Consider the following 13,560-nt stretch of genomic DNA (forward strand, 5'->3'; position numbering starts at 1 on the left):
TTTGTCGGCGGTTGCCGGCCGCAGATGGTATACTTCAAACATGGCGACGACACTGCAAACGCCTGTAAATCTGCCGAATGAAACCGGGGTCGGGGAAATTCCGCGGCTGGAGAATGGCGACCGGTTGACCGACCACGAGTTCCTTCGCCGCTATCGGGCGATGCCCGCAGTAAAGAAGGCTGAACTGATTGAAGGGAGAGTCTACCTGGGGTCACCCGTATCGGCCGTCGGGCATGGGGAACCGCATGCCGACATCGTCGGATGGCTTGAATGCTACTGCGCCATGACACCGGGCGTCTTTGTCGGCGACAACTCGACGACCCAACTCGACCGCGACAACGTTCCCCAGCCCGATGCCTACCTGCGGCTCGATCCGTCGCGAGGCGGACAGGCCAAGATCGGTGACCACGGCTACGTCAACAACGCACCCGAGTTGATCGTCGAAGTCGCCGCCACCAGCGCCCAGTACGACCTGCACGAAAAACTCAACGTCTACCGCCGCAACGGCGTGCTCGAATACATCGTCTGGCGGACATTCGACAGGGCGGTGGACTACTTCGTTCTCGACAACAGCGAATACGTCCGCAAGTCGCCCGACGCCGATGGCATCTTCCGATCGCGCGTCTTCCCCGGGCTCTGGCTGGCTCCCGCGGCGTTGCTCATCCGCGATATGGCGACGGTGCTGAAAGTTTTACAGCAGGGGATCGCCTCGCCGGAGCACGCCGAGTTCGTTAGGCCACGAGCTTGAATCGGTGCCCGCACGGCCGGCACGTCTCACCGGCTCCAAAAAAAGAAACGAGCCCCGGAAGATTCATCTCCCGGGGCTCGTCGCGTGTCATCAACTCCCGCCGATCATCACTTGATGAACAGCATTTCGCGGTACTTCGGCAGCGGCCAGAGGTCGTCGCCGACGATGCCTTCCAGCGTGTCGGCCGCCTCGCGGGTCGCGACCAGCGCCGGGATGATGCTGTCGCGGGCATACTTCGCGTGGTCGAACGGCTCGCCTTCGGCCTCGTGGCCGACGGCGTGTTCCAGCGTGTGCAGGCCCTTGATCAACGCGTTGATCGCCGTCACCAGCGAACTGAGCGTCTCCACGCCCGGCGGATTGGCCACGCCGGCCGCGCGGGCCGATGCCACGCTGTCGGCGACGTCTTTCTGGTACTTCAGCGCCGCCGGCAGGATCATCGTCTTGGCCATCATCACGGCCGTCTTGCCCTCGATCACGATCGCCTTGACGTACGCCTCCGACAGGATGTTGTACCGGCTCTTAAGCTCGCCGGCGGTGTACACCTTGTACTTCTCGAACAGCGCGATCGTCTCGGCTTCAATGATCACCGGCAACGCGTCGACCGTGTTCTTCAGATTCGGCAGGCCACGCTTCGCGGCCTCGGCGTGCCACTCGGCAGAGTAGCCGTTGCCGTTGAAGATAACCTTCTTGCTCTCCTTGATCAGTCCCGGCAGCAGCGCCTGGATGGCGTCGGTCAGCGTCTTGCCGCCGGCGACAATCTTTTCCAGTTCCGTCGCCACATAGTCCAGCGACTCGGCCACGATCGTGTTCAGCACGGTGTTGGCGCCGCTGATGTTCGCGCTCGAACCAACCGCCCGGAACTCGAACTTGTTGCCCGTAAACGCGAACGGCGACGTGCGGTTGCGGTCGCCGGCTTCCTTCGGAAGCTGCGGCAGCACGCTCACCCCGGTCTGGAACATGCCTCCCTGCTTGCTCGTCTTGGCGCCGCCTTTTTCGATCTGCTCGATGATGTCGTTGAGCTGGTCGCCCAGGAACACCGAGATGATCGCCGGCGGGGCTTCGTTGGCTCCCAGGCGGTGGTCGTTGTGGGCCGACGCGATCGCCAGCCGGAGGATCTTGCTGTACCGCGTCACCGCCCGCAGCACCGCCGCCGTGAACACCAGGAACTGCGCGTTCTCGTGCGGCGTGTGGCCCGGTTCCAGCAGGTTCTCGGTGTCGGTCGACATCGACCAGTTGTTGTGCTTGCCGCTGCCGTTGATGCCGGCGAACGGCTTCTCGTGCAGCAGGCAGACCAGGCCGTACTTGTCGGCGGTCTTCCGCAGGATTTCCTGCGTCAGGTTCTGGTGGTCGGTCGCGAGATTGCTGTTTTCGAAGATCGGCGCGATCTCGTACTGGCTCGGCGCCACTTCGTTATGCCGCGTCTTCACCGGCACGCCCAGCTTGAACAGCTCGGCTTCCACCTCGGCCATGTACGCCAGCACCCGCTCGGGAATGGTGCCGAAGTACTGGTCTTCCAGCTCCTGGCCCTTGGGCGGCGGGGCGCCGAAGAGGGTGCGGCCGCAGTACAGCAGGTCGGGCCGCTGGTAGTAAAAGCTCTTGTCGATCAGGAAGTATTCCTGCTCCGGCCCGACCGTGGTGATCACCCGGTCTGGCGTCTTGCCGAACAGCTTCAGCACGCGGACCGCCTGCACGCTCAGCGCGTCCATCGACTTCAGCAACGGCGTCTTCTTGTCGAGCGCTTCGCCGGTCCACGACAGGAACGCCGTCGGGATGACCAGCGTAGACCCGTTGGGGTTCTCCATGATGTACGCCGGCGAGGTCGGGTCCCACGCGGTGTAGCCGCGCGCCTCAAACGTCGCGCGAAGTCCGCCGGAGGGGAACGACGATGCATCCGGCTCGCCCTTGATCAGCTCCTTGCCGCTGAACTCGGCGATCGCGCCGCCCACGCCGTCGGGCGCCAGGAAGCTGTCATGCTTCTCGGCGGTAATGCCCGTCATCGGCTGGAACAGGTGGGTGTAGTGGGTGGCGCCTTTTTCGAACGCCCAGTCCTTCATCGCGCTGGCCACCGCGTCGGCCACAGTCGGGTCGAGCGGAGCGCCCTGCTTGATGGTTTTCTGGAGGGCCTTGAAGATCGGCTTGGGCAGGCGGGCGCGCTGGGTCTCTTCGTTGAAGACGTTCTTGCCGTAGAGCTCTTTGATGTGGGTGGTCTTGAAGTCAACCCGGTTGAGCTGATGCTTGGAAAGCGCGATCTCACGGATCGCTTCCTGGCGTGGAGTGGCCATAAGGTGTTCCTCCTGATCGGATTAGGTGTCGGTATAGATCGGGCAGCGTGTCCGCCAGACAGCGTCCCGTCGGAAACCAATATTCTCAGGCAGGGGGCGTGCGGTGTCAAAGCGGATGGGGGGATGGCCGCCGCACCTCTAGGGCAAGAGCGGCAACCCCAGCTCTTTCAAGTATGCGTTGTGTTCCGCGGTCGCTTTGCGGATCCTGGCGTCGATCTGAACGAGCGATTCGTGCTCCTTCGCCAGGTCGATCTCTTCCTCGTCCTCGGCTGTGCTCACGTACCGCGAGATGTTCAGGTTGAAATCGTTCTCGGCGATCTCTTTCATCGCCACCCGGCGGGCGTATCGCTCCACCGGTAACTTCGGCCGGTGCTGGTACGTTTCGACGATCCGCGTGATATGGGCATCGGTGAGCACGTTCTGCCGCTTGCCCTTCACGAACCCCTCGGCCGCGTTGATGAACAGCACGTCCTCCGGCTTCTTCATCTCCCGCAGCATGTCCCACTCGTTCTTGAGCGTGTCGCCGTGATAGATTTCGAACTCGGTGTCCTTCACCCCGTGCAGCAGCATGTTCATGCGCGCCAGGTTGTAGGTAGTGATGTTGTTTTCCTGCCCGTAGATCTTCCCGATGCCGGTCTTCCCCATGCGTTTCCGCACGTTCAGCAGCAATGAACCCGACCCGCAGGCGAAATCCATCACGCTTTCCAGCCGTTTGCGCGGGCCGGTCGCGGGCTCCTGGCTGTCAAGGGTGACGATCCCTGAAAGGATGTCGCTGATCGGCTGGGGCGTATAAAACTCGCCCGCCTTCTTCCCGCTCCCGGCGGCGAACTGCCCGATGAGATATTCGTACGCATCGCCCAGCGTATCCGTGCTCGTCGAGAACTCCGCCAACCCCTCGGCGATGCGCCCGATGATCGTGCAGAGCTTGGCGTTGCGGGCCTCGTACGTCCGACCGAGCTTTTCCGATCCGAGATTGATCTCCGAGAACAGCCCGCCGAAGGTGCTCTCGAACGATTCGTTCTCGATGTACTTGAACCCCGCCTGCAGCGTGTGCAGCAGTTCCCCGTCCTGCGTGCGGGCCATGTGGGCGATGCGCGTCCACAGGTGCTCGGGCTTGATGACGTAGTGCACCTTCTGGCGCATCTGCTTTTCGAACAGTGCGACGTCGCTCGGGTTCTTCGCGTACCAGACCGACAGCGGCGACTTGCCGCCGTTGCCGACAGCATTCGGGTCGGGGTAGTCACTCTTCAGGTTGTTCTTCGCCGCCGCCTCATAATTGTCCGAGAGGTAGCGCAGGAACAGGAACGCCAGCATGTAATCGCGGAAGTCGTCCGCGTTCATCGCCCCGCGCAGGTCGTCGGCGATGGCCCAAAGCGTTTTGCCGAGTTGCTTCTGGTCGATCGTGGTCATGCCTTCCGATGAGGTCAGGTGTGGTTTGCGCTCGCTCCCGAAAGCAGTCGTTTCGCGTTGATGCCTCAAGCATCATCAGATCTGAGGCTCTTCGCCTCGGCAGTATACAAGGGACTACGCCGACCTATAATGGGGGCGTGGCCAAAAAGACTCAAACCATCCACAAACTTTCCAAGTTCAAGCCCGGAGCTACTACCGGCGCGAAGAACTACTCTGGAATTTACACGGCCAAGATGGCGTTGCGTGGGCCTTTGGAGTTGGTGAAGATCGTCCAGACCGGCGTTCCCGTCTCGGATGCGAAAAAACTGTACAGCCATTACAAGGTCGACGAGAAAGAGGTCATTGGGTATCTCAAGGTTTCGGTTGCTAAATTCAAGAAGTGGAAAGCCAATCACCGGCTGTCATCCGAAGAGTCTGACCGCCTGGTGCGTCTGGCGCGACTCATGGCCGCCGCGGATGCGCTGCACGAGGGAGACGCCGAGGCCGCACGCCGGTGGATGGAATCTCCGAAATCTGCCCTCGGGGGTAGCTCGCCACTGAAATTCGCCCAAACGGAAGTGGGCGCTCGGGAGGTTGAACACCTCATTGGCCGTCTGGAACATGGCGTCTTCTCGTAATTCCCGCAGCGAGAAGCACTGCCCATGATCCGCGTCTACCGCATCGTCAAGCCGAGATACGAAGCCAGCGCCTGGACCGGGGAGGGTGCCAGCAAGAATGGCGGTCGCTGGAATCATCCTGGCACACCCTGCGTTTACTGTGGGGGCAGCCTCGCGCTGACCTCGCTCGAAATGCTTGTGCATCTTGAGTCTGCCGATGTACTGCAGGCCTACCGCGTCGCGTGGATCGATGTCGACCCGGCACAGGTGCGCGACACTCCCGTCGCAATTCTTCCGGCCGATTGGGACGCCGAACCCGCAACAAACGCCAGCCGCGACTTCGGCACCGCTTGGCTCGCCGCGCGTCAAACCGTCGCCCTACGCGTTCCCAGCGTGATCTTACCGGCCGAACACAACATCCTCTTAAACCCGCGTCACCCGGATTTCGCTGCGCTCGCCCGCAGCGCCTTTCAGCCATTCAACTTTGATCCACGCCTGTTAAAGGATTGAACTCGCCATCGTGCGGATGCCCGTTCACTCCCACCCCGAAGAGAACAACTGCTGCATCAGGCCCTTCTTGTGCGTCCGCAACGCCGACAGGGCCTAGGCCTCGGCGGCGAGCGCGGCGTCCAGCAAGCCGAGACACGCGGCGATTCGCTGCTGCTCGGTGGGTTCAAAAGACGATCGCGTGATGCTCGGTCGCGCAGCCTTGGCAGAGGTCTCGGCCGAACATATGACCGGTGTTCTGGACGGTGTTGCACGTGTCGCACCGACGAAAGAAGCGGGACGTCGCCATCGCCACCTCCCGGGCGCGAGCGATCCTGCCTGCGTCGGGCTCGCGCTTTCAATGACAGAACCGACACCACCGCAGTTCCGGCCGGTGTTGCGAGGGCCACTCGACAATGCCCACCTCGAAGGCCCAGCCCGTTTCAGTCCGCTCCACGCGGAAGTAACTATCGAATTCGGTCTTCTGCTCGTCATCCATCACCCCTCCCCTGCAGGGAAAAGCTGCTGCATCAGGCCCTTCTTGTGCGTCCGCAGGGCCGACAGGGCCTGGGCCTCGGCGGCGAGCGCGGCGTCCAGCGAGCCGAGACACGCGGCGATTCGCTGCTGCTCGGCAACGCCGGGGGTGCGGATTGGCATCTTCGCGAAATCGTCGTAGTAGAGGCGCAATCGGTCCTTGGTCAGGCCGCGCGAGTACGACGTCAGCATCAGCAGCGATTCAGGGAGCTTGAAAAAGTACTCGAAGAACTTCGATAACACGCCCGATTCAGGCGCGAGCACGATATACGCGGGGCTAACGAGACAGTCTTCGGGCGCGACGCCGCATGCGCCTTGCCACATCCGCATCATGTTGTAGGCGATGTCGTCCTTGCAGACCTTCTTGTTGCCCGCCGCATCCTCGATGTCGTAGAAGTCACGATCGAACGAATCTCGTCGCACCATTCCGTCGTGCATTGTGACGGAATAGATGGGTAGTCCATCTTCGCCCTTTGTTCTTCGATTCGCGAAAAGGGCTCCGGCTTTCCGCTCTTCCCACTCCCCCTCCTCCCGGAACTCGGGGAAGCGGAGGCGGGGGAGGGATTCGCCGGGGCGGGGGAAGAGCTGCTGCATCAGCCCTTTCTTGTGGGCCGCCAGCGCCGCCAGCTTCCGCCCGCGGGCGGCGATCAACGCGTCCAGCGACGTCAGACACGCCGCGATCTTCCGCTGCTCGGCCGCCGGCCCGGCGGCGACGGTCCGGCGGCGACGGTCCTTCCCTCGGCACCGATTGTGGTCAGGATCGGCCACTTTGCAAGCGTGAGTGGATGCGAACGGGGTGGGGTCCAAGCGCGGAAACCGGACTCATCATTGGGATTCAGCGGTTCAGCCTGGTGGTACCTAGGCAGGGGCGCGGGAATGTAGTGGACGGCGACTCGGCCTATCCGTACAATATACTAACATACTCGCCGGCCGGTGACCGGCCTGGGGTTCGCGTTGTGGTGCGTGATCCCTGGGGCGGCTTGATCGCTTTGCACGGTCTGGCGGGGGCTCTGGTGGGAGGTGCGTCATGGCATGGATCGCGGCGGGACGGGGGTTCCTGGGTTCGTTCGGCGGTGCCATCTTGGGTTCGTTCGGCCATCCGGGCTTGGGTTCGTTCGGCGGAGGGACGTGGGGTTCGTTTGGCGGAGGGAGGTGGGTCATGTGGGACGAACGGCGGTCGACGCGGGACGCACCATGCACGGGCTGGAAGCCCGTGTCACGGACAGAGCCGTCGACGGCCAGGGTCTGGGGTTCGTTTGGCGAGTCAGCCGTGGGTTCGTTCGGCGGCGTGGCGTGGCGATTCGATGTGCAATGGTTGTCTTGGGTTCGTTCGGCAGACGGAGGTGGGTTATTGAGGATGAATGGCTATCGGCGTGTGGCGTACCTTGCACGGCTTGGAAAGCACAACTGTCCGGCATTTCGACGCCGTGACATTCGCAAGATTTCGCTCTTGCGCTTTCTGATGCCGCGTGGCATAGTTCGCGCCCGTGGCGGTCCGTCGTTCATCCTCGCAGCAGCAACCGACGCCGTCGGACCGACGTCTGGCCGTGCGCCGCTCCGGGAATCTCCTCGACGAACATCTCCATCGTCTGGCGGCGCTGCCGGCTCACGGCAACACCATCCTCGGCCGCGACCAGTTGGTCAAAGGCCTGCTCCTGTCGTTCTTCGATCCCATGGCCCGATCGCTGCGACGCATCGAAGACTGCGGCGACTTCCAGGGCGATCTGCGACTCGACAAGCTGGCACGCTCGACCACCGCCGACGCTCTTGCAGCGTTCGACCCTCAGCTGCTCGTGCCGCTGATCGACGACCTGCAGCAACGTGTCCCGAATCTCGGCGACGCCGACGGCCTCGAAGGGATCACCCGGCAGATCATCGCCGCCGACGGCACTTACATGACCACGCTGTGCGATGTGGCCTGGGCGATGCGCCAAAAGAACCGCGACGGCGGCGTGCAGGGACAGGTCCGCGCCAACGTCCAGCTCGACGCCGGCAACTGGATTCCCCGCGTGCTGACCGTCAGCGGCGACGACGGGCATTCGGAGGCCGCGGCCTTCGCCGCCGACCTCCTGCCCGGCGTGCTGTACGTCGTGGACCGCAACTTCGTCGAGTTCGGCTTCCTCGGCGCCGTCCTGGACAAGGGCAGCGACTTTGTCGTTCGTATCAAATCCAACCAACCGGCGATGACGGTGGTCCAGACCCTGCCGCCGTCGGCGGCGGACGTCGAGGCGGGCGTGATCGCCGAGGAAGTGGTGAGACTTCCCGGCCGCGACGCGCCGGCGGGCCTGTTCCGCTGCATCACCATCGAGAGCACCGACCGATCGGGCGAATCCCAGGCACTGCGGCTGCTGACCAATCTTCCCGCGGCGACGGTCGGGGCTCACGTCGTCGGCGCCGTTTACCGGCTGCGCTGGCAGATCGAGCTGTTTTTCAAGTGGCTCAAGACCTGGGCGGGAATGGACCACCTGCTGAGCACCAGCCGCAATGGGATCACCACGCAGCTGTACATCGCGGTGATCGCCGTGCTGATGATGTACGTGCAGAGCGGCTACCGCGTCAGCGTCTACGCCCTGGCGGCGCTGGGCCGCGTGGCCCGGGGCCAGATGTCGATCCAGGAGGCGATGGCGGTGATCGCCAAACGCGAGCGAGAGCGTTCGCTGGAACGAGCGCGTCAGGCCCGGCTGCGGGCACGCAAGAAGCTGGCCTGAAGCCACGACGTTCCCGCACACCCTGATCCGAGGGTGACGCCGCCGCATGCGCGCCATCAGCCGCGATCGCAAGCAAAGCCGAGCGACTCTGGTGAAATGAGGATGTGCCAGGTCATGGCTCACGCTGGAATTGGTAAATTGCCGGACAGTTGTGCTTGGAAAGCCGTGTCACGGACAGCGGTCGTCGTCGGCGTTCCTGGTGACCGTTGCCCCTCGCCGATTGCAGATTCCGGGTTCCGGTGCATCATGATTCTTCGCATGACCAAGATCCCACTCCTGCTGCTCTGCGGCCTGATCGGCGGCGTTGTGCTTACGGCGCGGGTTGGCTGGTCGAACGCGACAGTGCCGGTGTTAGCGCCGGTGTTGGCGCCGGCGGCGGCGGTGAAGCGGTTTACGCCAGAGCAGGTGCGGCTGCCGGGCAAGAAGGGTGTGGGGTTTCCGCTGCCGCCACGCGATGCTTCGGGGCGGAAGCCGGCGGAGAATGATGCGTTTCGCAAGACGAGCCTGCTCCGGGCGGCGGCGCTGGACGTGTCGTGGAACTACTCGTGGAATCTGCACCTGGCCGACGAGCAGCCGAAGGAACGGGAGTTCATGCCGATGGTGTTCGGCGGCAAGTGGCTGGGGAACCCCAAAGCGGTGAACAAGCTGTCCGAACAACTGACGGCGGAGCTGGGTCCGCTGGTTCGCTCGGGGCGTGTGAAGCGGCTCCTGGGGCCGAACGAGCCGGACCATAAGGAGCAGGGCAACATGACGGTCGAGCAGACGCTGGCGCTCTGGCCGACGCTGGAGGCGCTGGGCGTGCCGCTTTGCAGCCCGGCCTGCGCCAACACCGAGGGCACCGAAGCCGCCGACCCCGCCAACCAGGGCGTCGGCGGAAACTGGATGCCGGCGTTCATGGCCGAGGTGGATAAACGCGAGCTGCGCGTCGATTACATCGGCACTCACGGCTACCCCGGCCCCAACGCCGAGGCGTTCAAGACCAAGCTCAAACGGATTCACGAGAAGTACGGCGGGCGGCCGCTGCTGATCACGGAGTTCGCGGTCGCCGACTGGAAGACCGGCGGCGACATCGCCAAACATCGCTACACGCAGGCGCAGGTGCTGGCGTTCATGAAAGACGTCGTCCCGTGGATGGAACGGCAGAAATGGATAGCCGGCTACGCATGGTTCCCGTTCGAGGCCGATTCCCCGCAGGGGACGAGCAGCGCGTTGTTCGACGCCAAAGACAAGCTCACGGCGCTGGGTCGGTTTTATCGAAGCGTCACGCCGGAGAACCCGGACGGGGATCGGACGATTCGGGCGGAATGAGGGGGGCAGCACGGGCAAGCGTACTTGCCCATGCCACATGGCGTACCGGCGATGACGGTGGTCAGCATTGCGTGGCGTCGTAGCCGGGTTCGGTGGCGGCGTTCTGGTGGGCCTCGATCAGCTCGGCGATCAGTTTGCCCAGCGTCGGGATGGCGCGTTCGACTTCGGGGGTCCAGAGCAGGCCGCAGTTGATGCGGATGCAGTTGCGGTACTTGCCCGTGGCCGAGAAGACGACGCCGGGGCAGATGGAGACGCCTTTTTGGATCGCGCGATCATGAAGGGTGACCGAGTCCATGATTTCGGGCAGCTCGACCCAGAGGAGAAAGCCTCCCTGCGGGCGGGTGATGCGTGTGTCGCGGGGGAAGTGCTCGGCGATCAGTTCGCTCATGCGTTCGACCTGTCGGCGGTAGATGGAGGTGACCTTTCGCAGGTGGCGGTCGTAGCCGCCTTCGTCCATGAACTGGGCGAGCGCCAGTTGCGGCAGGGTGGGCGCGGCGATGTTGAGCCAGGCCTTCATGCGGGTGACTTCTTTCACCCATTTGCCGGGAATGCACCAGCCGATGCGCAGGCTCGGCGCGACGGTCTTGGAGACGCCGCCGCACACCATGACGTGGCTCTGCGAGGAGGGGCCTTCGTCGAAGCTGCGGCAGGAGCGGGGGCGTGGGGGTTCGAAGACGAGGTCGGCGTAGATTTCGTCTTCGATGAGGGGGATGTCGGCCTTGCGGACCATAGCGACGAGCTGCCGGCGGTTTTCTTCCGGCATGATGGAGCCGAGGGGATTGTGGGCGCTGGGGATGAGGACGATCGCCTTGACGAGTTTCTGGCTGAAGACGACTTCGAGGGCGTCGAGCGAAGGGCCGGTGCGCGGGTGGGTGGGGATTTCGAGCGCCTTGAGGCCGAGCATCTCGACGGTTTGCAGGATGCCCCAGTAGGTGGGGGACTCGAGGGCGACGGCGTCGCCGGGCTGGGTGACGGCGCGGAGGCAGAGGTGGATCGCTTCGAGGGCGCCGCAGGTGATGACGATGTCGTCGGGCGAAAGCTTGCAGCCGGCGCGGATGTACCACCGGGCGACCTGCCGTCGGAGGGTGGCCATGCCGGCCGGCGGGGGGTAGCTGGCGGAGAGCAGGGGTTGCGATCGGCTGATCGAGCTCATCAGCGAGTGGACGGCTTTGATCGACCAGTCGGAGACCGCGCCGTTGGACGCGCCCAGGCCGATGATGCCGGGCTGGCCGAACTCGGTGAGCAGGAGCAACCGAAGGTCGCCGACGGTCACCGCCGAGGCCGTTTCCGGCGGGCGGGACATGAGGGGCTCTTCGACGTTCTCCCGGCGAAGGGCCCGGACGTAAAACCCGGACTGCGGACGAGGCTGGAGCCGGCCCTGGTCTTCGAGCAGGCGATAGGCGGCGACGACCGTGGAAACCGAGACTTTCAACTGCACGGCGAGCGATCGGACCGAGGGCGCGCGGCTGCCGACGGGGAGTGTACCGTTGTCGATCATCTCGATGATCTGTCGCGCAACGTCTTCATACAAAGGCGTTTGCGACTTTGATTGGGTGTTCTCCATGGTCGATTCCAGTACAGTTGGCGGGCTTGGTGGCCAGTACAGTTGTATCGGGCGATAACTGTGATGGGTACAATTCCCAAGTGATGATACTGTACTTCTACCCCTCAGAATGCCAATACTAATGGCAGAGGAAAACTGAACTGAAGCCAGCCACGCATGGAGGTGTTCTCTATGCCTTTAAGGTCGCTGGCGACGGTGAAGAGGAAAATCGAGGAGTGTGTCAGATGTCACAGGTACAGAACAACGTTACGCGTTTCGCCGGCCCATCCATGATTCAGGATTCGCACCACATGAGCGGAATTCCGCAGGTGCAGGACGACAAGCGCCAGGTTGCCCGGCAGTCTGAGCAGGGCCAGTCGACTCGCAGCAAGAAGGGTTCCAAGCAGAACCAGGGCGGCGATTTCGACTACCAGAACCCGCGTCAGTACTACTAATGCAGCCAGTACTACTAATGCACAGGTCGCGCGAGGGTGCGACGTGTGTATGGAAGTCTGAGAGGGTTTGCACGAGTAAGGTGATAGCGGAGATCACTAGCGGCCACGACGGTCAAACGTCGTGGCCGAACTTATTGGCGGATCGGTGACGGGATGAGAAGCCGGCGGCCGGTGCCTGACAGCGAAATCCCGCCAAAAGAAATACCTCCGCCCGTGGGTCTGGGCGGAGGTATCTCTGGACGTTGAAACGAGGGGCCGGACGGGTTGATAAGGCTGGCTGTTAAGGCCAGCCCGGTCAGCGAGCCGATCGGGTGCGAATGCCGGTGTTACTTGGGCAGCGGCACGCTGGCGATCGTTTCAAGGATTCGGCTGGCGATCTGGTATGGGTCGCCCTGGGAGTTGGGACGACGGTCTTCCAGGTAACCCTTGTAGCCGTTCTTGGGGAAGCTGTTGGGCACGCGGATGGAGGCGCCACGGTTGGCGACACCGTAGCTGAACTTGTTCCACGGAGCGGTTTCGTGCTTGCCGGTGAGGCGCTTGTCGTTGTCCGGGCCGTAGACGTCGATGTGTTCCTTGAGGTACTTCTCGAAGGCGGCCATGAGGTCCTTGAAGTACTTCTCGCCGCCGACTTCACGCATGAACTTGGTGGAGAAGTTGGAGTGCATGCCCGAGCCGTTCCAGTCGGTATCGCCGAGCGGCTTGCAGTGCCAGTTGATGTCGACCTCGTACTTTTCGCAGAGGCGGAGCAGGAGGTAGCGGGCGACCCACATCTGGTCTGCGGCGGTGCGGGAACCCTTGCCGAAGATCTGGAATTCCCACTGGCCCTTGGCGACCTCGGCGTTGATGCCTTCGTGGTTGATGCCGGCGGCAAGACACAGGTCCAGGTGCTTGCGGGTGATTTCGCGACCGATGCTGCTCATCAGCCCGTAGCCGACGCCGCAGTAGTAGCGACCTTGGCCTTCCTTCGGGAAGCCTTCGGCGGGGAAGCCGAGGGGCTGGCCGTCTTTGTAGAGGAAGTATTCCTGTTCGAAGCCGAACCAGGTGTCGGGGTCGTCGTGGATGGTGGCGCGGGCGTTGGTGGAATGCGGGGTGCCGTCGGCGTGCATGACCTCGTTCATCACGATCACGCCGTTGTGGACCTCGGGGTCCGGGTAGATCGAGACCGGCTTAAGCACGCAGTCGGAGTTGTGTCCTTCGGCCTGCTGGGTGGAGCTGCCATCGAAGCCCCAGAGCGGGATTTGCTCGAGCGAAGGGACGGAGTCGAAGTCCTTCACGAGGGTTTTGCCACGGATGTTCGGCGTGGGCTTGTAGCCGTCGAGCCAGATGTACTCCAGTTTGAACTTAGCCATAGGGGTTCGCTATCCATTTCCTGCGCCGGCCGAATCGGCAGGTTGTTGTTAGTCCGTACAAGTTCTCGAAATTCGGCTCGAGAGCTATGTCCTTAATGAAAACACCCAGACCCCGCGCGACCGTGATCGCGCACCAGCCCG

General features: G+C 63.2%; 11 protein-coding genes. 6 read left to right on the forward strand and 5 right to left on the reverse strand.

All coding sequences use genetic code 11. The annotated features are described in order from the left end of the window. Positions 1-40 precede the first annotated feature (40 nt). Positions 41-748, forward strand: a complete 708-nt coding sequence (locus IPV69_RS00490; RefSeq protein WP_390884440.1) for a Uma2 family endonuclease — start codon at positions 41-43, stop codon at positions 746-748. Positions 749-855: 107 nt separating this feature from the next. On the opposite strand, the gene IPV69_RS00495 is transcribed toward IPV69_RS00490, so the two are convergent. Further along, the gene (locus IPV69_RS00495; RefSeq protein ID WP_206292949.1) at positions 856-3,030 is read right to left on the reverse strand and encodes a glutamine synthetase III family protein; all 2,175 of its coding nucleotides are present in this window, start codon (positions 3,028-3,030) and stop codon (positions 856-858) included. Between the two features lie 138 nt (positions 3,031-3,168). Further along, positions 3,169-4,440, reverse strand: a complete 1,272-nt coding sequence (locus tag IPV69_RS00500) for an N-6 DNA methylase (RefSeq protein WP_206292950.1) — start codon at positions 4,438-4,440, stop codon at positions 3,169-3,171. 137 nt (positions 4,441-4,577) lie between these two features. Here IPV69_RS00500 and parS point away from each other — a divergent pair, with 137 nt between their 5' ends. Both parS and IPV69_RS00510 read left to right on the forward strand, forming a co-directional pair. Beyond that, positions 4,578-5,057: a type II RES/Xre toxin-antitoxin system antitoxin gene (gene parS, locus IPV69_RS00505; protein WP_206292951.1), complete on the forward strand. Its 480-nt coding sequence runs from the start codon at positions 4,578-4,580 to the stop codon at positions 5,055-5,057. A gap of 24 nt (positions 5,058-5,081) precedes the next feature. Further along, positions 5,082-5,546, forward strand: coding sequence for an RES family NAD+ phosphorylase (locus IPV69_RS00510; protein ID WP_206292952.1), 465 nt, complete (start codon positions 5,082-5,084; stop codon positions 5,544-5,546). Between the two features lie 474 nt (positions 5,547-6,020). Here the strand turns inward: IPV69_RS00510 and IPV69_RS00515 are convergent, their stop codons facing one another. Beyond that, a complete protein-coding gene (locus tag IPV69_RS00515; protein ID WP_206292953.1) occupies positions 6,021-6,824 on the reverse strand; it encodes a restriction endonuclease subunit S in 804 nt (267 codons plus the stop codon). A gap of 779 nt (positions 6,825-7,603) precedes the next feature. On the opposite strand from IPV69_RS00515, the gene IPV69_RS00520 reads away from it, so the two are divergent. After that, positions 7,604-8,764, forward strand: a complete 1,161-nt coding sequence (locus IPV69_RS00520) for an IS4 family transposase (RefSeq protein WP_206290457.1) — start codon at positions 7,604-7,606, stop codon at positions 8,762-8,764. Positions 8,765-9,022: 258 nt separating this feature from the next. Further along, positions 9,023-10,072, forward strand: a complete 1,050-nt coding sequence (locus tag IPV69_RS00525) for a glycosyl hydrolase (RefSeq protein ID WP_206292954.1) — start codon at positions 9,023-9,025, stop codon at positions 10,070-10,072. Positions 10,073-10,133: 61 nt separating this feature from the next. Here IPV69_RS00525 and IPV69_RS00530 read toward each other — a convergent pair whose 3' ends face one another. Beyond that, a complete protein-coding gene (locus IPV69_RS00530; protein ID WP_206292955.1) occupies positions 10,134-11,636 on the reverse strand; it encodes an aminotransferase-like domain-containing protein in 1,503 nt (500 codons plus the stop codon). 224 nt (positions 11,637-11,860) lie between these two features. Between IPV69_RS00530 and IPV69_RS00535 the strand changes: the two genes are divergently transcribed. Further along, a complete protein-coding gene (locus IPV69_RS00535; protein ID WP_206292956.1) occupies positions 11,861-12,070 on the forward strand; it encodes a hypothetical protein in 210 nt (69 codons plus the stop codon). A 326-nt stretch (positions 12,071-12,396) separates the two neighbouring features. On the opposite strand, the gene IPV69_RS00540 is transcribed toward IPV69_RS00535, so the two are convergent. After that, positions 12,397-13,419, reverse strand: coding sequence for a glutamine synthetase beta-grasp domain-containing protein (locus IPV69_RS00540; RefSeq protein WP_206292957.1), 1,023 nt, complete (start codon positions 13,417-13,419; stop codon positions 12,397-12,399). Between the last annotated feature and the right edge of the window lie 141 nt (positions 13,420-13,560).

This window comes from Humisphaera borealis (assembly GCF_015169395.1).
In the GTDB taxonomy this organism is placed as follows: domain Bacteria; phylum Planctomycetota; class Phycisphaerae; order Tepidisphaerales; family Tepidisphaeraceae; genus Humisphaera; species Humisphaera borealis.

Excerpts from the sequence above, each read along its gene's own strand:
- IPV69_RS00490 (WP_390884440.1), top strand. The coding sequence starts at position 41 with ATGGCGACGACACTGCAAACGCCTGTAAATCTGCCGAATGAAACCGGG.
- IPV69_RS00495 (WP_206292949.1), bottom strand. The coding sequence starts at position 3,030 with ATGGCCACTCCACGCCAGGAAGCGATCCGTGAGATCGCGCTTTCCAAG.
- IPV69_RS00500 (WP_206292950.1), bottom strand. The coding sequence starts at position 4,440 with ATGACCACGATCGACCAGAAGCAACTCGGCAAAACGCTTTGGGCCATC.
- IPV69_RS00510 (WP_206292952.1), top strand. The coding sequence starts at position 5,082 with ATGATCCGCGTCTACCGCATCGTCAAGCCGAGATACGAAGCCAGCGCC.
- IPV69_RS00525 (WP_206292954.1), top strand. The coding sequence starts at position 9,023 with ATGACCAAGATCCCACTCCTGCTGCTCTGCGGCCTGATCGGCGGCGTT.
- IPV69_RS00530 (WP_206292955.1), bottom strand. The coding sequence starts at position 11,636 with ATGGAGAACACCCAATCAAAGTCGCAAACGCCTTTGTATGAAGACGTT.
- IPV69_RS00535 (WP_206292956.1), top strand. The coding sequence starts at position 11,861 with ATGTCACAGGTACAGAACAACGTTACGCGTTTCGCCGGCCCATCCATG.
- IPV69_RS00540 (WP_206292957.1), bottom strand. The coding sequence starts at position 13,419 with ATGGCTAAGTTCAAACTGGAGTACATCTGGCTCGACGGCTACAAGCCC.